Here is a 20,146-nt window from a genome sequence, read left to right on the forward strand (position 1 = left end):
CGGCATTGAGGGTAACGAGGGCCGTGCGCCGTCATGGCACGCCATATGCCAGGCCAGGAGTCGGGCCAGTGGATGATGAAGGTGGGGAGCCGTCATGGTACAGGTTATCGAGGACGCTATCGGCAAAAAACAAGGCATCAGTCTAGCACAGCCCCTGTGGCGGGCCGAACAGATCCGCAAGATGGAGCAGTGCTGGGCCGAGCGTGAGGGGCAAGCCCTCTACGCCCTGATGGAGCGGGCCGGTGCCGCCCTGTGCAACTATGCCCGCCATCACTGGCCCCAGAGTCACCACTGGTGGATCTTCGTCGGCCCGGGCAACAACGGGGGGGATGGCTATGTGCTGGCCCGCCTCGCCCGCCGACTCGGCCTCGAGCCCCTGGTGATAGCCGCCCGGGCGCCAGGCTTGCTCAGAGGGGACGCCAGGCGGGCCGCCGACGAGTGGCTGGCGGCGGGGGGAGAGGTGATGATGGCCGATGCGCTCGAGGGGGCGCCGCTCCCTCCGCCGGATCTGGTGATAGATGCACTGCTCGGCACCGGTGTCCAGCTCCCCCTCTCCTCGCCAATGACAAAGATCGTCGCAACAATCAATGGCTTGAATGCTCCGGTTCTGGCGGTGGATCTCCCCTCCGGGCTCAATGCCGACACCGGCCGCGCCATGGGGGCCCTGGTGCACGCCACCCGCACCCTCAGCTTCATCGGCATCAAGCAGGGCATGCTCACCGCCGACGGGGTGGACGGCGTCGGCCAGCTCGACTGGGATCCCCTCGGGGTGATGCCCGAGGCCGACCAGGTGCCCGCCGCCGAGCGCCTGGATTATCCCCGTATAAAGAACCTGCTCACTCCCCGTCCCCGCTCGGCCCACAAGGGCAAGCACGGCAAGGTGCTGCTGGTGGGGGGCAACCTGGGGATGCAGGGAGCCATACTGCTGGCGGGGCAGGCCTGCCTGCGGGCGGGGGCGGGTCTGGTGCGACTGTGCCAGCATCCGGACTCTCCTCCCGCCAGCCTGGTGCAGCCCGAGCTGATGGGATGCCCGGCCGGGAGTGACGAGGGGTGGGCCACTGTGCGGGTTCTGGGGCCCGGGCTCGGTCAGGATGAGTGGGGAAGGGCCCAGTTCGAACACTACCTCAGCGCCAGTCTGCCCCTGGTATTGGACGCCGATGGATTGAATTGGCTGGCGCAGGCACCCCGTCATCAGGATAATTGGGTGCTCACGCCCCACCCCGGGGAGGCGGCCCGCCTGCTGGGCTGCGCCGTCGCCGAGGTTGAGGCGGATCGTTTCGCCGCCGTTTCCCGGCTGCAGCAGCGATACGGCGGCGTGGTGCTGCTCAAGGGGGCGGGCTCGCTCATCTGCGATGGCCAGTGCATCAGCCTCTGCGATGAAGGCAACCCCGGCATGGCCAGTGGCGGCATGGGGGATCTGTTATCTGGTATAATCGCCGCCCTCCTGGCCCAGGGCTGGTCTGCCAGCATGGCCGCGCGACTGGGGGCCGTGATCCACGCAGAGGCCGCCGACCTGGCCGCCGCCGAGGGTGAGCGGGGCATGTTGGCATCGGATCTGCTGCCCTGGATCCGCCGTCTGGTCAATCCGACACCGTAACAAGTAACAAGAAGAACATGGCAAAAACCTTGATGATGACACTGCCGGACGAGGCAGCAACTGTGGCACTGGGTGGCCGTCTGGCGCAGGCGTGCCAGCAGGCCACTACCGTATTTCTGCACGGCGCCCTCGGGGCCGGCAAGACCACCCTGACCCGCGGCTGGGTGCAAGGGCTTGGCCATCAAGGCAAGGTCAAGAGTCCTACCTATACACTGGTGGAGCCCTATGAACTGGCCGACTGGCAGGTCTATCACTTCGATCTCTATCGACTGGCGGATCCGGAAGAGCTGGAATTCATGGGCATTCGGGACTATTTCGGCGCCGACACCCTCTGTCTGGTGGAGTGGCCGGAGAAAGGGGAGGGCTGGCTGCCATCCCCCGATCTCGAGATTACCCTGACGTATGTGAACGAGCAGCGCGAGGCCCTGATTGCGGCCCGCACTGCTATTGGCGAAGCCATTCTGGAACGGTTGTCATCTCAGTGCGCTTGATCCTTGTTATTGCCCTCTCCCTGATGGCCTTACCCTCCTGGGCGAATCAGCTCAAGAGTGTGCGGGTCTGGCCATCACCGGATAACACCCGGGTGGTGCTCGACATGAGCAGCGCCCCCAATTTCAACTACTTCACCCTGAGCGGCCCGAGTCGCCTGGTGATCGATCTCAAGGGGGCGAGCAACGCCGCCAACCTGGCTCGCATCGAGAACAAGAGCGAGCTGGTGCGCAAGATCCGCGAGAGCACGCCCCTCGAGAAGGGCAGTATGCGTCTGGTGCTGGATCTCAGCTCCGCCATCAAGCCGGTGGTGTTCCCGCTGGCACCGGCCGGCCCCTATGGCCATCGCCTGGTGATCGATCTGCCTTATGAAGAGAAGGGCGGCGCCACGGCGCAGCCCGCTCCCGTCGGCGGTCAGGGCAAGGCCATCGTCATCGCCATCGATCCGGGCCATGGCGGGGAAGATCCTGGCTCCATAGGCCCGCGCCGCACCTACGAGAAACGGGTGACCCTGTCGGTGTCCCAGAAGCTGGCGGCGCTGATCGATCGCGAGCCGGGCATGCGTGCCGTGATGACCCGTCGTGGTGACTACTTCGTCGACCTCAACAAGCGCTCCGAAATCGCCCGCAAGGCCAAGGCGGATCTGCTGGTGTCCGTGCATGCGGACAGCTTCCACAACTCCACGCCGCGCGGCGCCTCGGTCTGGGTGTTGTCGACCAATCGCGCCAACCGCGAGATGGGCAGCTGGCTGGAGAAGCAGGAGAAGCAGGGGGAACTGCTGGGCGGGGTGGGCAAGGTATTGGCCGAATCCGACCCCAATCCCTATCTGGCGCAGACCTTCCTCGATCTCTCCATGGACAAGTCCAGGGCCGAGGGCTATGAGGTGAGTCGCCAGATACTGCGCTCCATGGGACGGGTGGCCCGGCTGCACAAGAAGGCACCGGAGCACGCTAGCCTGGCGGTGCTCAAGGCGCCGGACATTCCCTCCGTACTGGTGGAAACCGGCTTCATCTCCAACCATGCGGAAGAGAAGCTGCTGGCTACTGCCAGCTACCAGGATCAGCTGGCCCGGGCCATCTTCGAGGGGATCCGCAGCTACTATCGCAGCCACCCGACCAAGGGCCCCATGATGACCGGCAAGGGGCAGCGAGTGGCCAGCGCCAGCCAGCCTGTGGCGAGCAAGGCGGCGGTTGCCCCCGCGCCCCGGCAGCAGGTGACCAACCGCATGCCGGCGACAGTGCCGAGCCGCAGCAGTGATGGCGGCGCCCCGGTCAGCAGCGTCGGCAGCGCCTCCGGTGCCGGGGTGATCAAACCCTATAAGGTGGCGGCCAAGGAGCCGAGCGTGCCGGTCGCAAGCGTGCAGAGCGACGACAAGTCCCAGATGATCCGCCACGTGGTCACCCGCGGCCAGAGCCTCTCCCGCCTCGCCGAGAAGCACGGCGTGAGCCAGGCGCGGCTGGTGGAGATCAACAAGCTCAAGTCACGGGATATCCAGATAGGGCAGGTGCTCTATATCCCGAAATAAATGGGTTGTTTTAGTGATTGTTCGGGCGGATAGCCCATCGAAAACACTGTTGTCGTTGGGCTAACCCCCTCCCAGCCTCCCCCTTCAAAGGGGGGGAGTCTTGTGCTCCCTCCCCTTATGAAGAGGAGGGCTGGGTGAGGTTGATGTGTTCATCTTTTCCATGTTGGGCTTCGCTCAGCACCAACCTAGATCCCCAAGGTTAAAAAGCAGGAGTCAGCCATGCCGATCCGTATATTGCCTCCTATCCTGGCCAACCAGATTGCTGCCGGCGAGGTGGTGGAGCGGCCCTCCTCGGTGGTGAAGGAGCTGGTGGAAAACAGCCTTGATGCGGGGGCCGACCGGGTCGAGATCGACATCGACAAGGGGGGCGCCAAGCTCATCCGCATCCGTGACAACGGCAGCGGTGTCGCCAGGGACGAGCTGGTGCTGGCGCTGTCGCGGCACGCGACCTCCAAGGTGGCGACTCTGGATGACCTGGAAGGGATCAACAGCCTCGGCTTTCGCGGCGAGGCGCTCGCCTCCATCAGCTCTGTCTCCCGTCTCACCTTCACCTCCCGCACCGCGGAGCAGTCCGAAGCCTGGCAGGCCGAGGCGCAGGGACGCGAGATGAACGTCACCGTCAAGCCGGCGGCCCATCCGGTGGGCACCACAGTGGAGGTGGTGGATCTCTTCTTCAACACCCCGGCGCGGCGCAAGTTCATGCGCAGCGAGAAGACCGAGTTTGCCCACATCGACGAGCTGGTGCGCCGCATCGCGCTCTCCCGCTTCGACATCACCCTGATCCTGCGCCACAACGGCAAGGTGGTGCGCCAGTACAAGGCCGCCAATACGGTGCCTGAGCAGGAGCGTCGCCTCGCCGCCGTCTGCGGCACCCCCTTCATGCACCACGCGCTGGCGGTGGAGAGCGAGCACAGCGACGTGCGTCTGTGGGGCTGGCTGGCGCTGCCCGCGGGGGCCAGACCGCAAAACGATCTGCAATATACCTATGTGAACGGCCGCATGATGCGCGACAAGCTCATCAACCACGCCATCCGCCAGGCCTATGACGAGCTGCTGCCCGCCGGCAGCTTCGCCGCCTATGTGCTCTACATAGAGCTGGATCCCCGTCAGGTGGATGTGAACGTCCATCCCGCCAAGCACGAGGTGCGTTTCCATCAGGCGCGGCTCATCCACGACTTTATCTTCCAGGCGCTCTTTACTGCTCTGCGCCGGGAAGGGGCGGGAGCCAGCGAGCAGGACGGGCCGCTGGCCGAGAGCCTGGTCGAGCTGCCGGCCAGCCCGCAGATCGAGTATCCCGGCCAGGCGCCACGCCCCGAGTGGTATGGCGCCGAGCACAGCTATAGAGCCCCCGCCCAGACGCGGGATGGCGGTGCCGTGCGCGAAGGTGCCGGCCGCGCGGGCAACTACCAGCCCCCCGAGCCCCCCAGCCGGGAGGCGATGCGCGGCATGGGCGCCCTGCTCACCACATTGCCGGTGGTGGGGGAGGCGTCTCAGGCTGCTCCCGTCACCCCGGCCGGTCTGTCGCCCCAGGGGACTCGCGCCCTGACCCTGGTGGAGCAGGCCTATCTGCTGATCGAGCGGGAGGGACAACTGGCGCTGCTCTCTCTGGTGCGGGCCGAGCGGGTGCTGCTGCGCCACTGGCTGCTGGAGACCTGGGGCCAGGGGCTGGCGGCGCAACCCCTGCTGCTGCCGGTCTCCTTCAAGCTGCCAAAGAACCTGATTGCGCTGGCAGAGGAGCAGGAACGTTTGCTCAAACGCATGGGGCTGGAGTTGAAAAGCGGGGGGCGCGACACCATGATCCTGACTCGGGTGCCCGCCTTGCTGCGCCAGACCGATCTGGTGCGTCTCTTACCCGAATTGCTGCAATTGATCGAGAGCGGATATGACAGTGATGCCGACCAGCAGGCTGAAGTACTATGCCAGTGGCTGGTGGAGCAGGGGATAAGCACCGAAAAAATATATGATTTTTCAACGGCCAGCCGGCTGCTGACGGAACTTGTGACCGATTACGGTGACCAACTGGCAGACATTCGCATGGTGCGCCCTCTGTCGTTGGCGGCCGTGCTGGAGGGGTTTGCACGGGGCGATTGAACCGCCGGGGCTGACCTCTTCAACTAATTGAACACTATTTGCATGGGGCGCCTCCCGACGGGGCTACCGTGCCAGAGGAACATGAAAGTGGCTGACTTGCCGACTGCAATTTTTCTGATGGGGCCGACGGCCTCCGGCAAGACGGATCTCGCCATCGCTCTGTGTCAGGCCCTGCCCTGCGACATCATCAGCGTGGACTCCGCGCTCATCTATCGCGGCATGGACATTGGCACCGCCAAGCCGACTGCCGCCGAGCTGGCCCAGGCCCCTCATCGCCTGATCGACATCCTGGATCCGGCCATGAGCTATTCGGCAGCGGATTTCTGCCGCGATGCCCTGCGCGAGATGAAAGAGATCGCCGACCGCGGCCGCATCCCGCTGCTGGTGGGGGGCACCATGCTCTACTTCAAGGCGCTGCTGGAGGGGCTCTCTCCGCTGCCCTCCGCCGATCCGGCCATTCGCGCCGAGATTGAGGCAGAGGCCGCTCGCCTCGGCTGGCAAGCCCTGCACGACGAGCTGGTGCGCATCGATCCTGTGGCCGGCGCCCGCATCCACCCCAACGATCCGCAGCGGCTCAGCCGGGCGCTCGAGGTCTATCGCATCAGCGGCAAGACCCTCACCGAGCTGACCCAGGTGCAGGGGGAAGGCTTGCCCTACCGGGTACACCAGTTTGCCATCGCCCCCTCCGATCGCGCCGTGCTGCATCAGCGCATCGAGCTGCGTTTCGACAAGATGCTGCAGGGGGAGTTCGAACAGGAGGTCAGGGCGCTCTATGAGCGGGGTGATCTTCACCCGGATCTGCCAGCTATTCGTTGCGTTGGCTACCGCCAAATGTGGGACTACCTGGCAGGGGAAGTGGGATATGATGAGATGCGTTATCGTGGCATCGTGGCCACCCGTCAGCTGGCCAAGCGCCAGATGACCTGGTTGCGTGGCTGGCCCGACCTGACCTGGTTGGAATCTGGTGAGTCTGGCAATGTGGCCAGGGTGGTCGCCCGAGCTGGTGCGGCTTGACACTCCCTGTATAATCAGGTTGTTATATTGATATCCGGTGTTTAAAAACAACAAACTATAAGGAAAAGAAAGATGGCTAAGGGGCAATCTCTCCAAGACCCGTTTTTGAATGCGCTGCGCCGTGAGCGGATTCCTGTTTCTATCTATTTGGTGAACGGCATCAAACTGCAGGGTCAGATCGAATCGTTTGACCAGTTTGTCATTTTGCTGAAGAACACCGTGAGCCAGATGGTCTACAAGCACGCCATTTCCACCGTGGTGCCGGCCCGTGCCGTCAACCATCACCAGCACGCCCCGGGCGCCGCCGGTGAAGAGCAGGGTGAAGCCGAGGCGTGATATCCCGCGGCGAGCCCACTCGCCAACTCAGAATCATCATGATACCTGTCAAGGAGCAAGCGCTTGTTTGACCGTTACGAAGCTGGTGAACAGGCCGTTCTGGTACATGTCAACTTCAGCGATGAGGGTGAGCGGGAGGATCTGGACGAGCTCAAGATGCTGGTGAGCTCGGCCGGGGTCAATGCGCTGGGGGTGATCACCACCAGTCGCAGCGCGCCCAGTGCCAAATATTTTGTCGGCAGCGGCAAGGCGGAAGAGATCGCGTCCCAGGTCCAGATGCTGGGTGCGGACGTGGTCATCTTCAACCATGCCCTGACTCCTGCCCAGGAACGCAACCTGGAGCGTCTGTTCCAGTGCCGTGTGGTGGACAGGACAGGCCTCATCCTCGATATCTTCGCCCAGCGCGCCCGTACCCACGAAGGCAAGTTGCAGGTCGAACTGGCCCAATTGCGCCATCTTTCTACTCGCCTGGTGCGAGGCTGGACCCACCTCGAGCGTCAGAAGGGCGGCATAGGTCTACGCGGCCCGGGTGAAACCCAGCTTGAAACTGACCGACGCCTGCTGCGAGAGCGCATCAAGGCGATTTTGCGCCGGCTCGACAAGGTGGCGAAGCAGCGGGAGCAGGGTCGTCGCGCCCGTAACCGCAACGAGGTGCCGACCGTGTCGCTGGTGGGCTACACCAACGCCGGAAAGTCCACTTTGTTCAACCAACTTACAGATGCCAGCGTGTATGCTGCCGACCAATTGTTCGCAACTCTGGATCCCACCCTGCGTAAATTGGTGATCCAGGATGTGGGTGATGTGATCCTGGCGGATACAGTTGGATTTATTCGGCACTTGCCCCATGATCTGGTCGCGGCCTTCAAGGCGACGCTGCAGGAGACCCGCGAAGCGGACCTGCTGCTGCACGTCGTGGACTGTGCCGATGAGCAGATGCAGGAGAATGTCGATTCGGTGCAGACAGTCTTGGCCGAGATCGAGGCGGACGACCGTCCCCAGCTGATGATCTGCAACAAGATCGACAAGCTGACCGATCGTCCGGCCGGTCTGGAGCGGGATGACGAAGGGCGCCCGCAGCGGGTCTGGCTGTCGGCCCAGACAGGTGAAGGCAGTGAATACCTGTTCCAGGCCCTGACCGAACTGCTGGCCGGATCCATGGTCCATCACACCCTGCAGTTGCCGCCCTCGGCCGCGAGATTGCGCAGTGCGCTCTATCGGCTGAAAGGCATCGAGCAGGAAGGTTTCAGCGAGGAGGGGGATTTTGTCCTGGAGGTACGCTTGCAGCTTGCCGACTGGAACCGCCTCATGAAACAAGAAGGTGAGAGTTTACAACGCTTTATCAGGCATTGATCCGGCGATGAAGACAGACTTCGTCAAGGGTTGATGGTCCGATAGAGATGATATCCATCCGCATGTATTAATGGAGACGCTGATGGCTTGGAATGAGCCTGGTAACAACGGCAAAGACCGTGACCCTTGGGGGAACAACGGCAAGAATCAGGGACCCCCTGATCTGGATGAGATGCTGCGCAAGGTGAGCCGTCGTTTCGGTGGCCTGTTCGGTGGTGGCAAATCGGGTGGTGATGTGGGCAAGTTTGGCCTCTCCATCGCCCTGGTTGTGGCCGTGGTGGTGTGGGTCGTCAGCGGCTTCTACACCATTCGCGAAGCCGAGCGGGGCGTGGTGCTGCGTTTTGGGGAGTACTCCCATAACGTGGATCCGGGCCTGCGCTGGAAGCCGACCTTCATCGATCGGGTGATCCCGGTGGATGTGGAATCGGTGCGCTCCCTGCCTGCCTCCGGCTTCATGCTGACCCAGGATGAGAACGTGGTCCGGGTCGAGATGGACGTGCAGTACCGCGTGGTCGATCCCGAGCAGTATCTGTTCAGCGTCACCAATGCCGACGAGAGTCTGAGCCAGGCCACCGACAGCGCCCTGCGCTATGTGGTGGGTCACACCAAGATGGATGATGTCCTGACCACAGGTCGGGAAAAGGTCCGTCAGGAGACCTGGCAGGTGATCGATGGCATCATAGAGCCCTACCAGATGGGTCTGCAGATCGTCGACGTCAACTTCCTGCCGGCGCGTCCGCCGGAAGAGGTGAAAGATGCCTTCGATGACGCCATCTCCGCCCAGGAAGATGAGCAGCGCTTCATTCGTGAAGCAGAAGCCTACGCCCGTGAAGTCGAGCCCAAGGCCCGTGGTCAGGTCAAGCGTCTGGAGCAGGAAGCCGAAGGCTACAAGTCCCAGATCGTGCTGAAGGCCAAGGGTGAAGTCGCTCGCTTCAACGAGCTGCTGCCCCAGTACCAGTCCGCCCCCGAGCTGACTCGTGAGCGTATCTACCTGGAAACCATGGAAGAGCTCTATCAGCAAGCCAACAAGGTGCTGGTCGACATGCCTGCTGGCAACAACAGCATGATCTACCTGCCGCTCGACAAGCTCTCCGGCAAGGCGAATGCCGTGCAACCGGCGCGTCCGGCGGGCACACCTGCGGTGGAGCCGGCCCAGCCGTCCAACGAAGGGGCCAATTCCACTCCGACCCCGCTGCGTGGCGGTGATCGTTTCAGCACAGGGAGAAACTAATAGATGAAGAAAATAGCTATTGGTGTCATCGCTGTGGCCGCCATGGTCTGCTTCTCTTCCGTCTTCATCGTCGATGAAGGTCAGAAGGGCATAGTGGTGCAGTTTGGCAAGGTGAAGCGGGTTGACTCCGGCGAGCCGCGCCTCTACGAGCCGGGCCTGCACTTCAAGGTGCCGCTCATAGATCAGGTTCGCAAGATGGATGCCCGCATCCAGACCCTGGAAGGCCAGGCGGATCGCTTCGTCACCTCAGAGAAGAAAGACCTCATCATCGACTCCTACGTGAAGTGGAAGATCGAGGACTTCTCCAAGTACTACCTGGCAACCGGTGGTGGCAACAAGATCCAGGCCGAAGACCTGCTCAAGCGCAAGATCAACAACGGTCTGCGTTCCGAGATCGGTAACCGCACCATCAAGGACATAGTCTCCGGTGAGCGTAGTACCGTGATGGAAGATGCCCTGATGAAGATGGCGCGCTCCTCCGAGCTAGGCATCAAGGTGGTGGATGTGCGGATCAAGCAGATCAACCTGCCGGTGGAAGTCTCCAGCTCCATCTATCAGCGGATGCGTGCCGAGCGGACTGCAGTAGCCCGTGAGCACCGCTCCCAGGGTCGCGAGCAGGCCGAGATCCTGCGTGCCGACATCGACCGCAAGGTCACCGTCATGATCGCCGACGCCGAGAGTAATGCGCGTCAGCTGCGTGGTGAAGGGGATGCGGAAGCCGCCAAGATCTATGCCGACAGCTACAAGAAGGACCCCGAGTTCTTCAGCTTCGTGCGTAGCATGGAGGCCTATCGCAAGAGCTTCGCCGGTGGCAACGACCTCATGGTCCTGAAGCCTGACAGCGAGTTCTTCCGCTACCTCAAGTCGCCTCACGGTGACAAGCAGTAAGCAGGCATAGCGCCATAACCCAAAGGGCCTGATGATTCAGGCCCTTTTGCTTGATGAGACAAGGGCCCCGAGGGCAGGAGGAGTCATGCTGACAGCCATCTTGATGGGAGTGGGGCTGTTGCTGCTGTTTGAGGGGCTTGGCCCCTTGCTGGCGCCTAGGGCCTGGCAGCAGATGCTGAGACTGATGAGCGATCAGCCGCCGGAGCAGTTGCGTCGCATCGGCGGCTGTCTGGTGGTGGCGGGTGCCGTCATCCTCTGGGCGCTGGCCCATTGAGCAGTCAAGAGAGTGCTGACGCCTGAGCGCAAAGCGCAGACCATAAAAAAGAGGCCTATGGCCTCTTTTTTCTTGGATGCTGACACATTGACTCAGGCGCTGCGCTGTACCGCCATCTGGGCCAGGGTCTCCAGCGCCTGCCTGTGCTGGGAGTCCGGCAGGATGGCGAGGGCGGCAATGGCCTTGTCGGCCTCTTCCCGGGCTCGCTCGCGGGAGTACTCCAGGGCACCGGTGCTATCCAGGATGGCCAGGATGCGGTCGAGATGCTCCATGCCGTTGCGGTGCTCGATGGCGTCGCGGATGAGCTGACGCTCTTCCGGGGTGCCCACGGCCATGGCGCGCAGCAGTGGCAGGGTGGGCTTGCCTTCGGCCAGGTCGTCACCGACGTTCTTGCCCATCTCATCACTCTGGGAGCAGTAATCCATGACGTCGTCGATGATCTGGAAGGCGGTGCCCAGGTACTTGCCGTAGTCGGTCATGGCCTGCTCGACGGGCTCGGGCTGATGGGTCAGCACGGCGGCGAGGCGGGTGGCGGCTTCAAACAGCTTGGCGGTCTTGCAGTAGATGACCGTCATGTAGCTCTCTTCCGTGGTGTCCGGATCGTTGCAGTTCATCAACTGCAACACTTCCCCCTCGGCTATGGTGTTGGTGGCATCCGACAGGATTTCCATCACCCGCAAGTTGGAGAGCTCGCTCATCATCTGGAAGGAGCGGCTGTAGAGGTAGTCACCGACCAGGACGCTGGCGGCGTTGCCGAACAGCGCATTGGCGGTCTCCCGGCCGCGGCGCAGGTCGGATTCATCGACCACGTCGTCATGCAGCAGGGTAGAGGTATGAATGAATTCGATGATGGCGGCGAGCTTGAGATGGTCCTGACCTTGGTACCCCAGTGCGCGGGCGGCCATTACCGTCAGCATGGGGCGCATCCGTTTTCCGCCTGCACTGACAATGTAGAAACCCAGCTGGTTGATCAGGCTGACATCGGACTGGAGTCTGGCCAGGATCAGTTCATTGACCGCCGTCATGTCGGCGGCACAGAGCGCACGGATAGTCTGTTGGTCCATAAGTCTCGTAACGTGACGGCAGCAATTACTGCGTTTTTAGCAATGGCGGGGATTCTACACGATTTCACAATGGGTTACAGTTAAGCGTTTATTCACGGCGGCAGATATGCGCACAAAATAAACTTTTTGCTAAATTGGCCTTGCCTAGGCAAATCGTTCTGCGTAGAATGCCCGCCCATTGTTATAGGTTTTTGCGCGTGTCTGGCCTTGAGCAAAAGACACGCCTTTACGGAGTTAATCAAATGTACGCGGTATTCCAAAGCGGCGGAAAACAACACCGTGTGGCCGAAGGTCAAATCGTTCGTCTGGAAAAGCTGAACGTTGAGACTGGCGCTACTATCGACTTCAACGAAGTTCTGATGGTTGCTGCAGGCGACACTTTTAAAGTAGGTGCTCCTTTCGTTGAAGGTGGCAAGGTTGTAGCTGAAGTTGTGGCTCACGGCCGTGGCGAGAAAGTGACTATCGTCAAGTTCCGTCGTCGTAAGCACCATCGTAAGCAAGCGGGCCACCGTCAGTGGTTCACTGAAGTCAAAATCACTGGCATCAGCGCTTAATTAGAGGAGTCCGATAAATGGCACATAAAAAAGCTGGCGGTTCATCCCGCAACGGTCGCGATTCTGAAGCTAAACGCCTTGGCGTTAAGCGTTTCGGCGGCGAAACAGTTCTGGCAGGCAGCATCATCGTTCGTCAACGTGGTACCAAGTTCCACGCTGGCACCAACGTTGGCCTGGGCACGGATCACACCCTGTACGCGAAAGCGACTGGCAAGATCCTGTTCGAAGTTAAAGGTCCGCTGAATCGTAAGTACGTCAGCATAGTTGCTGAGTAATTACGGACCGCAAGGATCCGAAGCCCCGCCAACAGGCGGGGCTTTTGTTTTTCTGATGAGTTTGACGAAAAAACGGCACGCGGATGAGCCGGCGCAGACGGGCCTCATCGGCCAGTTGCGTCTCGCCCCAAGGGGCCTGTACCACTATAATTGCGTATCGGTTTTTCGAATTAAGGTGACGGTTACCTATGAAGTTTGTTGATGAAGTCCAGATTCGAGTCGATGCCGGTGACGGTGGTAACGGTTGTGTGAGCTTTCGCCGTGAAAAGTACATCCCGAACGGTGGCCCGGACGGCGGTGATGGTGGTGACGGCGGTGATGTCTATCTGATCGCCGACGAGAACCTGAACACCCTGATCGACTACCGTTTCGAACGTTTCCATGCCGCCGAGCGTGGCGAGAACGGCCAGAGCGCCAACTGTACCGGCCGTCGCGGCAAGGATCGCACCCTGCGCGTCCCGGTCGGTACCCGAGCCAGCGATGAAGATACCGGTGAACTGCTGGGGGATCTGACCACCCACGGCCAGAAGCTGCTGGTCGCCAAGGGCGGTTTCCACGGCCTTGGCAACACCCGTTTCAAGAGCTCGGTCAACCGCGCCCCCTATCAGAAGAGCAACGGCACCCCGGGGGAAGTTCGCACCCTGAAGCTGGAGCTGCTGCTGTTGGCGGACGTCGGCATGCTGGGTCTGCCCAACGCGGGCAAGTCCACCTTCATTCGCGCCGTCTCTGCCGCCCGCCCGAAAGTGGCCGACTATCCCTTCACTACCCTGGTGCCGAATCTGGGTGTGGTGCGTGGGGAGAACTCCCGCTCCTTCGTGATAGCCGATATCCCGGGTCTGATCGAAGGTGCCGCCGAAGGCGCTGGCCTCGGTATCCGCTTCCTCAAGCACCTGGAGCGTTGCCGCGTGCTGATCCACCTGGTGGATATCTGCCCGGTTGACGGTTCCGATCCGGCTGAGAATGCCGTGACCATAGTCCGGGAGCTGGAGAAGTACAGCCCCGAGCTGGCAGGCAAACCGCGCTGGCTGGTGTTCAACAAGATGGATCTGATCCTGGAAGAAGAAGCCCAGGAAGTAATGGACAGAGTCAAGGCCGCGCTGGCCTACGAAGGCCCTGTCTACCAGATCACCGCCATCAGCAAGGAAGGTACCAAGAAGGTCTGCTACGACATTCTGGACCTGCTGGACACCATGCCCCGTCAGCTGGAAGCCGATGCCAAGGCCGCCATCGAGAAGGTCGAGTTCAAGTGGGACGACTACCACAAGAACCAGCTGGCTCAGGCCGAAGCGGAAGCCCTGGCAGCCTCCAAGGCCTTCGATGAGGCGCTGGACGAGGACGACGACTGGGATGACGAAGACGACGACGGCGTCGAAGTGATCTACGTACGCGACTGAGCCTCTCTCTCGTGACAAGACCGGAGCCCCGACAGGCTCCGGTTTTTTTATGGGAGGATCGACGGGATCACCATATAGATATATTTCTCATGCCACTTATTGCCTGCCAACCGCAACTGATTATACTGCGCCCCTGAACGTAACCAATTTGAAACATTATGCTAACCAGTAAAACTGAATTGATATGCATGACTGTTTTGGTTTGTTCTTATGGATGGTTCGCCTGATAAAATATTTATGCTTGAAATAATCCATTAAAAGCTTGTTTGTGCAGTTTTTTGGGTTATTCTTGCGCCCGTTTGCCGGGCGAGGGCATGAATATGCAGGCTGCCTGGCTGAAGGAAAAGTCATATTTAAGGCTGTCTATCATGTTGGAAAAGACCCTGGAAGCACCGGCGATCCATACTCGCCGCAACGTGCTGATGTTTTTGATCCCGTCGCTCATCGGGATCCTGCTGTTCATGACTCCCGTCATCTATGACGGCAATGTCACCATCCCCGTCGCCGTGCTGGCGAAGCTGGTACAGACGGTGTTCGCCGACTATCTGGTGGCCATGGTCAGCGCCATCATTACCACCACCATGCTGATGACGTTGATCGCCTGGTTGTTCAAGCCGGCGATCCTGGTGAGACGCCCCTTCCTCAACAGCCTGTTCAACGTCTCCCCCTTCTGGGCCTGCGTGCGGGTGCTGGGGGGCCTCTTCGTGCTGCTGACCTTCTTCGAGGCCGGCCCCGAGGTGCTGCGTTCCGGGGCGACCGGTGGCCTGGTGCTGCACGATCTGCTGCCGGTGCTGTTCTCCGTCTTCATCTTCGCCGGCTTGCTGCTGCCGCTGCTGCTGGACTTCGGTCTGCTGGAGTTTGTCGGCACCATGATGACCCGCATCATGCGCCCTGTGTTCCGCCTGCCGGGTCGCTCCGCCGTGGATTGCTTCGCCTCCTGGCTGGGGGACGGCAGCGTCGGCATCCTGCTCACCAGCAAGCAGTACGAGGGCAAGTTCTACACCCAGCGTGAAGCCGCCGTCATCGGCACCACCTTCTCGGCTGTTTCCATCACCTTCTGTCTGGTGGTGATCTCCCAGGTGAAGCTGGAGCACATGTTTGTGCCCTTCTATCTGACCGTCTGCCTGGCCGGCGTGGTGGCCGCCATAGTGGTGCCGCGCCTGCCCCCGCTCTCCTGGAAGAAGGATGTCTACAGCGACGGCACCCCCCTGTGCCGCAAGCAGGAGGCCATTCCCCATCAGCACAGCGTGCTGAGCTATGGCTATCAGCGTGCCCTGGCCAAGGCCGACAGCATGACGGATCTCGGCGCCGTGGCGCGGGAAGGGGTTAAGAACGCCCTGGACATGGTGTTTGGCGTGTTGCCTGTGGTAATGGCGATCGGGACCTGCGCCCTGATGCTGGCCGAGCATACCCCCATCTTCAACTGGCTGGGTGCTCCCTTCGTGCCCTTGCTGGAGTTGCTGCAACTGCCGGAGGCCGAGGCGGCGTCCAAGACCATCATGGTCGGCTTCGCCGACATGTTCATCCCGGCTGTGCTGGCCTCGACCATAGAGAGCGACATCACCCGCTTCGTGATCGCCGCCATGTCGGTGACCCAGCTCATCTATATGTCGGAAGTGGGCGCCCTGCTGCTGGGCAGCAAGATCCCGGTCAAGCTGTGGGAGCTGTTCGTCATCTTCCTGCTGCGCACCCTGGTCACCCTGCCGGTCATCGCCGGCGTGGCGCACCTGCTGTTCTAAGGGCTGCCTGGAGATGAAAAACGGTCAACCTCGGTTGACCGTTTTTTTATGGGCGCTCGGGAATAGCGGCTAGCGCGGCTCCGCCAGCAGGGCCTGACAGGCTGCCTCGTCCAACTGCTCGGGGGCGAGGAAACGCAGGGCTCCGCTAGCAGGGCCTGACAGGCTGCCTCGTCCAACTGCTCGGGGGCGAGGAAACGCAGGGCATAGTCCCGCCAGACACCGCTGTCGACGAAGAGCTCGAAGAGCGCCCCGTCTATGTGCCGCTCCTGCACCATGCGCAGCATTATGGTCAGCGACTGGGAGACCGTCTTGCCCGACTTGTAGGGGCGATCGCTTGCGGTCAGGGCCTCGAAGATGTCGGCGATGGCCATGATGCGGGCAGGAATGCTCATCTGTTCACCCAGAAGCTGGCGCGGGTAGCCGGTGCCATCCATCCGCTCGTGATGGCCCCCCGCTATCTCCGGCACCTTGCGCAGGTGACGGGGGAAGGGGAGCCGCTCCAGCATGCGGATGGTCTGGATGATGTGATCGTTGATCTTGTAGCGCTCCTCCTCGGTGAGGGTGCCACGAACGATGGCGAGGTTGTAATGCTCCCCCCGGTTGTAGAGATGGGTGGGGACCCTGACCTTGAAGCCCCAGGGATTGTGCCTGGCCAGGTTGTCGTGGACGGGGCGGGGAATGAGGTGGACCGACTTGTCGGCCAGCAGCGGCTCGCGGCAGGGCAGCGGAGCCGCCTCCCCGGGATGGCGTCTGAGTTCCTCCGGGCTGACGCCGAGGCGATCATCCAGGGTTCGCAGCCAGGTGCGGCTGGCGATGGCATCGAGCCGTGCCAGTTTTTCCGGTGCCATCCACTCGCCCCCCAGATTGCACTCGGCGACGAAGGCGAACTCCTGATCCAGCATCTGCCAGGTCGGGGCCACGGCCTCGAGGGCTGCCTGTTGCTCGGGGGCAGGTAATCGGGCCGCCAGCGCCTCTATATGGGCGTCGCGCTTGAGCACCTCGAAGCGGGTGCGGATCTCGTGGATCCTGTCGTAGATGGTCTCCAGCTTGGTGGCCTTGTCCACCACGAACTCAGGTGTGGTGACCTTGCCGCAGTCGTGCAGCCAGCTCGCGATATGGATGGCCTCCCACTCCTCGTCGTTGAGGGTGAAATCGCCAAAGGGGCCCTGGCGTTGGGCGCAGGCCGCCTCCGTCAGCATGCGGGTCAGCTCGGGCACGCGCTGGCAGTGGCCTCCGGTGTAGGGGCTCTTGGCGTCGATGGCGCCGGCGATGAGCTCGATAAAGGCCTCCAGCAACTGCTTTTGCTCCTCCAGCAGGCGCTGATTCTCGATGGCGGAGGCGGACATGCCCGCCAACGCCTCGATGAGGCTGATGCGCGACGCCAGCTCCCGTGGCGCGCAGTCCGGCAGGATCAGCAACAGGCAACCGATCAACTCCTGGCGGTGGTTGTAGAGGGGCTCGGCCAGCAGCTGGCGGGGGCCGGGGAAGGGGCCCCAGTCGGCGAGGTAGTGCGACCACTGCTCGGCATCGAGGGGCAGGCTGAGCCGCTCGGAATGATAGAGGCCGCCGAGCAGGGACTCCTGCCAGTGCACCCGCTCACAATCCAGGGGCTGCCGTTGCCAGATGGCCTGAACCGCCTTCATCTGCTTGTCCTGGGCCAGATAGAGGCAGCCGCCCTCCGCCTGGGCCGCCGCCACCGTCTCGTGCAGTATGCGGCTGAGCAGGGAATCGAAGCGGTGCTCGGCCGCCAGCGCCAGACCCATGCTCATGAAGTTGCCCAGGGTCAGCCGCATGCTCGACATGGCGCGGGCGAGATCGTCTATCTCGCGGATCGCCGAGTCAGGCCGCTCGCTCTCGCCGAAGTCGAAGTGCTGGATCCGCTCGGCCTCTTGCGTCAGTGCCAGCAAGGGGGCGGCGGTGCGCCTCGCCACCAGCCAGATGACGGGCAGCAGCAACAGCAGACCGGCCAGGGCCCAGGCCAGGTTACGCAGGGCATCGTGGCGGGCCGGGGCGGTGAGCTCGTCCGCCGGTACCAGCAGGGCCAAGTAGAAGGGGGAACCCTCGTCGAGGGAGGAGAGGTTGACCAGCCAGTCGCTGCCATCCTCGGCGGCCAGGGTCAGCTCGGTCGGCGCGTGCAGCAGGGTGGGCCTGGATGCCATCTCCTGCTGCAGCTTGGCCAGTATGGGGTGCTTGAGCGCCGACAGCATGGGCAGGCGACTCAGCTGTTCGAAGCTGGGCAGCCGCTTGGGATCCGTCGCCAGCAGGGTACCGAACTCATCGAACAGCACCAGCTGGCAGTGGCTGGGCAGGGGCAGCTCGCCGATGAGGGAGGAGAGCCCCTCCACGCCGGCATCCAGCCCTATCACCGCCCGGCGATCGTCGCTTTCCACCGCCAGCGTCATGCCCGGCTCCCTAGTGGTGAAGAAGAGATAGGGGTGGGTCACTATGATGCCCGTGCCCCAGCGAGCCTCCTTGTACCAGCCGCGATCGCGGGGATCGAACTGGTAGTCCGGCATGGGCCGCCGCTCCAGCAGCCGCAGGCGCTGGTTGAAATAGAGGAACTCTCCCCGGCCCTCAGTCAGACTCTGCACCAGCAGGTGGCTCCCGGGAGGGGGGGTGTCCAGCACCCCCCTGGCCCGCTCGGTCAGCTTGCGTACCAGGAAGAAGTCGCCGTTCTCGTAACCGGCATAGATGGCGCCATAACTGGCGCTGTTGGCCAGCACCTCGGCCAGCTGGGGCAGGTAGCCGAGGCGGGACTCCAGGCTGGTCATGGCGGCCAGCTGGCCACTGCGCAGCAGGCTCAGGGACATGCGGGCCGGGCGCTGGTTCAGCTTGATGGCGAGCGCCAGCTGTTCCCTGTACTGCTGGAAGTTTTGCCGTTCGTGCTCCAGCCCCTGCTGCATGCCCTGCTGGAACTGCAGCATGATGAGGGCGCCCCCCAGCACGGAGAACAGCAGTATGAAGAGGGTGGCAATGTGCACGTAAAAGGGCTTGCTGCCGAGGCTTGCTTTTGTCATGGACCTATCCTTGTCCTAGGGGCGCTCCCCGCGATGATCTGCCAACAGTGTGCTCGCAAGATGACAAAAAGCATAGGAGGTGGGGGCCAGAAGAGGAACCGTTATCTTCCGGCGTTCCCCTTGTCGCGAGCTGCATGGCGCGGGTCCTGACAGCCTGGTCAGGTGATTCATTCAGATATCTCGTGCTACATTGCTCCACTGGTGAATCGCCTGTGAATCAATGGAGTGTCCCATGTCTGCCATCCCCTATTCCGTCCTGGATCTGGTGCCCGTCCCCGAAGGAAGCCAGCCGGCCGAGTCGTTTCGTCATTCGCAGGATCTGGCCCGCCATGCCGAGCGCTGGGGCTACCACCGCTACTGGCTGGCGGAGCACCACAACATGCCGGGGATCGCCAGTGCCGCCACCTCGGTGCTCATCGGCCATCTGGCCGGTGCCACCAGCACACTGCGGCTGGGGGCCGGCGGCATCATGCTGCCGAACCACTCCCCTCTGGTTATCGCCGAGCAGTTTGGCACCCTCGCTTCTCTCTACCCGGATCGCATCGATCTCGGTCTCGGTCGTGCGCCCGGCACGGATCAACGCACCATGCAGGCGCTGCGCCGCCAGCGCAGCGGCGAGGTGGATGACTTTCCGGCGGACGTGCGCGAGCTGATGGGCTACTTCGGTGACGAGGTCGGCGCCGTGCAGGCGGTGCCCGGTCAGGGGCTGCATCTGCCGATCTGGCTGTTGGGATCCAGCCTCTACAGCGCTCAGCTGGCGGCTGCCATGGGGTTGCCGTTCGGCTTTGCCTCTCACTTTGCCCCCGGCCTGCTGTTGCAGGCACTCGAGATCTACCGTACCCAGTTCCGCCCTTCCGCGCGCTGGCCCAAGCCTTATGCGGTGGTCTGCATCAATGTGATCGCCGCCGACACAACCCGGGAGGCCCGCTTCCTGTTCACCACGCTCCAGCAACAGTTCCTGCGCCTCTATCGGGGGGATGCCGGCAAGCTGCCGCTGCCGGTGCAGAGCCTGGGAGAGGAGTGGTCGCCCCGGGAGCTGATGGCGATGGAGCAGACTCTGGCCCGCTCCCTGGTGGGGGATCCGGATCAGGTGCGTCACGGCCTCAAGGCCCTGTTGGCCGAAACCGGGGCCGACGAGCTGATGTTCAACGGTCCCATCGTCGATCATCAGGCCAGGTTGCGCTCTTTCGAGATCGCCGCCGAGCTGATGCGGAGCCTGTGAAGGCCTGACCGGGCGCGCTGGTCTGTGCGCCCGGGCATAGGTACCAATCCAACAGCTAGTTACAACTGATTGATTTTAAAGAATAG

17 protein-coding genes are annotated in these 20,146 nt (G+C 62.4%); 15 read left to right on the forward strand and 2 right to left on the reverse strand.

Annotation, left to right across the window (positions count from 1 at the left end; translation table 11 throughout):
- The first annotated feature begins 94 nt into the window (after positions 1-94).
- The 10 genes from ACFWHB_RS04205 (at position 95) to ACFWHB_RS04250 (ending at position 10,795) form a co-directional block, all read left to right on the forward strand.
- Entirely contained in the window at positions 95-1,597 is a 1,503-nt protein-coding gene (locus tag ACFWHB_RS04205) for an NAD(P)H-hydrate dehydratase (protein WP_395949520.1), read from the forward strand.
- Positions 1,598-1,614: 17 nt separating this feature from the next.
- Positions 1,615-2,088: a tRNA (adenosine(37)-N6)-threonylcarbamoyltransferase complex ATPase subunit type 1 TsaE gene (gene tsaE / locus ACFWHB_RS04210; RefSeq protein ID WP_041206351.1), complete on the forward strand. Its 474-nt coding sequence runs from the start codon at positions 1,615-1,617 to the stop codon at positions 2,086-2,088.
- Positions 2,079-3,611: an N-acetylmuramoyl-L-alanine amidase gene (locus ACFWHB_RS04215; RefSeq protein ID WP_168235742.1), complete on the forward strand. Its 1,533-nt coding sequence runs from the start codon at positions 2,079-2,081 to the stop codon at positions 3,609-3,611. Before tsaE ends, ACFWHB_RS04215 begins: the two co-directional genes overlap by 10 nt.
- 219 nt (positions 3,612-3,830) lie before the next feature.
- Positions 3,831-5,702: a DNA mismatch repair endonuclease MutL gene (gene mutL / locus ACFWHB_RS04220; RefSeq protein ID WP_395949521.1), complete on the forward strand. Its 1,872-nt coding sequence runs from the start codon at positions 3,831-3,833 to the stop codon at positions 5,700-5,702.
- A gap of 81 nt (positions 5,703-5,783) precedes the next feature.
- Entirely contained in the window at positions 5,784-6,716 is a 933-nt protein-coding gene (gene miaA, locus ACFWHB_RS04225) for a tRNA (adenosine(37)-N6)-dimethylallyltransferase MiaA (RefSeq protein ID WP_202047099.1), read from the forward strand.
- 72 nt (positions 6,717-6,788) lie between these two features.
- On the forward strand, positions 6,789-7,052 hold the full coding sequence (hfq, locus tag ACFWHB_RS04230; protein ID WP_011704864.1) for an RNA chaperone Hfq: 264 nt from the start codon (positions 6,789-6,791) through the stop codon (positions 7,050-7,052).
- A 63-nt stretch (positions 7,053-7,115) separates the two neighbouring features.
- Entirely contained in the window at positions 7,116-8,402 is a 1,287-nt protein-coding gene (hflX, locus tag ACFWHB_RS04235) for a ribosome rescue GTPase HflX (protein ID WP_139435032.1), read from the forward strand.
- Positions 8,403-8,484: 82 nt separating this feature from the next.
- The gene (hflK, locus tag ACFWHB_RS04240) at positions 8,485-9,633 is read left to right on the forward strand and encodes an FtsH protease activity modulator HflK (RefSeq protein WP_025328125.1); all 1,149 of its coding nucleotides are present in this window, start codon (positions 8,485-8,487) and stop codon (positions 9,631-9,633) included.
- A gap of 3 nt (positions 9,634-9,636) precedes the next feature.
- On the forward strand, positions 9,637-10,521 hold the full coding sequence (gene hflC, locus ACFWHB_RS04245) for a protease modulator HflC (protein WP_106885927.1): 885 nt from the start codon (positions 9,637-9,639) through the stop codon (positions 10,519-10,521).
- Positions 10,522-10,606: 85 nt separating this feature from the next.
- Entirely contained in the window at positions 10,607-10,795 is a 189-nt protein-coding gene (locus tag ACFWHB_RS04250) for a DUF2065 domain-containing protein (protein ID WP_025328123.1), read from the forward strand.
- Positions 10,796-10,887: 92 nt separating this feature from the next.
- On the opposite strand, the gene ispB is transcribed toward ACFWHB_RS04250, so the two are convergent.
- Positions 10,888-11,859 carry an octaprenyl diphosphate synthase gene (ispB, locus tag ACFWHB_RS04255; RefSeq protein WP_111912299.1) on the reverse strand — a complete coding sequence of 324 codons (972 nt, stop codon included), beginning with the start codon at positions 11,857-11,859 and terminating at the stop codon, positions 10,888-10,890.
- A 242-nt stretch (positions 11,860-12,101) separates the two neighbouring features.
- Here ispB and rplU point away from each other — a divergent pair, with 242 nt between their 5' ends.
- The 4 genes from rplU (at position 12,102) to ACFWHB_RS04275 (ending at position 15,821) form a co-directional block, all read left to right on the forward strand.
- Positions 12,102-12,413 (forward strand): 50S ribosomal protein L21, encoded by a 312-nt coding sequence (gene rplU / locus ACFWHB_RS04260; protein ID WP_005304210.1) that lies wholly within the window; start codon positions 12,102-12,104, stop codon positions 12,411-12,413.
- 17 nt (positions 12,414-12,430) lie between these two features.
- Positions 12,431-12,688 (forward strand): 50S ribosomal protein L27, encoded by a 258-nt coding sequence (gene rpmA, locus ACFWHB_RS04265; RefSeq protein ID WP_005311678.1) that lies wholly within the window; start codon positions 12,431-12,433, stop codon positions 12,686-12,688.
- A 188-nt stretch (positions 12,689-12,876) separates the two neighbouring features.
- Entirely contained in the window at positions 12,877-14,082 is a 1,206-nt protein-coding gene (gene cgtA / locus ACFWHB_RS04270; RefSeq protein ID WP_005327243.1) for an Obg family GTPase CgtA, read from the forward strand.
- Between the two features lie 368 nt (positions 14,083-14,450).
- Positions 14,451-15,821, forward strand: coding sequence for a YjiH family protein (locus ACFWHB_RS04275; protein ID WP_025328120.1), 1,371 nt, complete (start codon positions 14,451-14,453; stop codon positions 15,819-15,821).
- Here the strand turns inward: ACFWHB_RS04275 and ACFWHB_RS04280 are convergent.
- Positions 15,818-18,838, reverse strand: coding sequence for an HD domain-containing phosphohydrolase (locus ACFWHB_RS04280; RefSeq protein ID WP_395949522.1), 3,021 nt, complete (start codon positions 18,836-18,838; stop codon positions 15,818-15,820). The genes ACFWHB_RS04275 and ACFWHB_RS04280 overlap by 4 nt on opposite strands.
- Positions 18,839-19,070: 232 nt before the next feature.
- Here ACFWHB_RS04280 and ACFWHB_RS04285 point away from each other — a divergent pair, with 232 nt between their 5' ends.
- Positions 19,071-20,060, forward strand: coding sequence for a luciferase-like monooxygenase (locus ACFWHB_RS04285; protein WP_163155730.1), 990 nt, complete (start codon positions 19,071-19,073; stop codon positions 20,058-20,060).
- Positions 20,061-20,146: the final 86 nt, after the last annotated feature.

The organism is Aeromonas mytilicola subsp. aquatica (genome assembly GCF_044336385.1).
In the GTDB taxonomy this organism is placed as follows: Bacteria; Pseudomonadota; Gammaproteobacteria; order Enterobacterales; family Aeromonadaceae; genus Aeromonas; species Aeromonas rivipollensis.

Coding starts and splice junctions, on each gene's coding strand:
- ACFWHB_RS04205 (WP_395949520.1), top strand. CDS start 95: ATGGTACAGGTTATCGAGGACGCTATCGGCAAAAAACAAGGCATCAGT.
- tsaE (WP_041206351.1), top strand. CDS start 1,615: ATGGCAAAAACCTTGATGATGACACTGCCGGACGAGGCAGCAACTGTG.
- mutL (WP_395949521.1), top strand. CDS start 3,831: ATGCCGATCCGTATATTGCCTCCTATCCTGGCCAACCAGATTGCTGCC.
- miaA (WP_202047099.1), top strand. CDS start 5,784: ATGAAAGTGGCTGACTTGCCGACTGCAATTTTTCTGATGGGGCCGACG.
- hfq (WP_011704864.1), top strand. CDS start 6,789: ATGGCTAAGGGGCAATCTCTCCAAGACCCGTTTTTGAATGCGCTGCGC.
- hflK (WP_025328125.1), top strand. CDS start 8,485: ATGGCTTGGAATGAGCCTGGTAACAACGGCAAAGACCGTGACCCTTGG.
- hflC (WP_106885927.1), top strand. CDS start 9,637: ATGAAGAAAATAGCTATTGGTGTCATCGCTGTGGCCGCCATGGTCTGC.
- ACFWHB_RS04250 (WP_025328123.1), top strand. CDS start 10,607: ATGCTGACAGCCATCTTGATGGGAGTGGGGCTGTTGCTGCTGTTTGAG.
- ispB (WP_111912299.1), bottom strand. CDS start 11,859: ATGGACCAACAGACTATCCGTGCGCTCTGTGCCGCCGACATGACGGCG.
- rplU (WP_005304210.1), top strand. CDS start 12,102: ATGTACGCGGTATTCCAAAGCGGCGGAAAACAACACCGTGTGGCCGAA.
- rpmA (WP_005311678.1), top strand. CDS start 12,431: ATGGCACATAAAAAAGCTGGCGGTTCATCCCGCAACGGTCGCGATTCT.
- cgtA (WP_005327243.1), top strand. CDS start 12,877: ATGAAGTTTGTTGATGAAGTCCAGATTCGAGTCGATGCCGGTGACGGT.
- ACFWHB_RS04275 (WP_025328120.1), top strand. CDS start 14,451: ATGTTGGAAAAGACCCTGGAAGCACCGGCGATCCATACTCGCCGCAAC.
- ACFWHB_RS04280 (WP_395949522.1), bottom strand. CDS start 18,838: ATGACAAAAGCAAGCCTCGGCAGCAAGCCCTTTTACGTGCACATTGCC.
- ACFWHB_RS04285 (WP_163155730.1), top strand. CDS start 19,071: ATGTCTGCCATCCCCTATTCCGTCCTGGATCTGGTGCCCGTCCCCGAA.